The organism is Curtobacterium sp. MCBA15_016 (assembly GCF_001865105.1).
Classification (GTDB): domain Bacteria; phylum Actinomycetota; class Actinomycetes; order Actinomycetales; family Microbacteriaceae; genus Curtobacterium.
The window spans coordinates 2,231-2,850 of record NZ_MJGR01000042.1 but is presented as its reverse complement, the minus strand read 5'-3'; the positions used below and the strand labels follow the sequence as shown (position 1 = coordinate 2,850).

Sequence of the window (620 nt, the reverse complement as noted above, 5' to 3'; positions counted from 1 at the left end):
TCCTCGACGAGGTCGCCGACAGTGACCGACCAGTTGTCCGGGACGGCGCCGAGGAAGGTGCCGACGTTGCCACGGGCGATCGCGGCGAACTCCTCGCGGCGCTCGAACGACTGCAGCTGTCCGGTCGGTCCGATCGCCCGCAGGAGGAACAGCGAGAGCGCGCCGGAACCGACACCGGCCTCGACCACGCGGGCGCCCGGGAAGACGTCGGCGAAGGCCACGATCTGGGCGGCGTCCTTCGGGTACACGATGGCGGCACCGCGCGGCATCGACATCACGTAGTCGTTGAGGAGCGGACGCAGCGCGAGGTACTCGTCACCGGTGCTCGCCCGGATCACCGACCCGTCCGGCTGCCCGATGACGTCGTCGTGCCGCAGGACGCCGCGGTGCGTGTGGTACTCCCCCGCGACCTCGAGCGACAGGGTCGTCAGCTTGCCCTTCGGACCGGTCAGCTGCACGCGGTCACCGGCGCGGAAGGGTCCGCGCGGCGGGGTGTGCGGTGCGCCGCCCGCGGTGTGCGGCAGCGACTCGGTGGGGTTCGGGAGCGCGTCGGTCATCGTGCGACCTCCTGGGTGCGGGCGGCGAGGGCCGGGCCGGTCAGCTCGACGAGCCGGTCGACG

General features: G+C 72.9%; 1 protein-coding gene. It reads right to left on the bottom strand.

The window, feature by feature from the left end; translation table 11 throughout:
- Positions 1-557, bottom strand: a 557-nt coding sequence (locus BIV03_RS16010) for a tRNA (adenine-N1)-methyltransferase (protein WP_368086577.1), incomplete at its 3' end; no start/stop codon positions are given.
- Between the last annotated feature and the right edge of the window lie 63 nt (positions 558-620).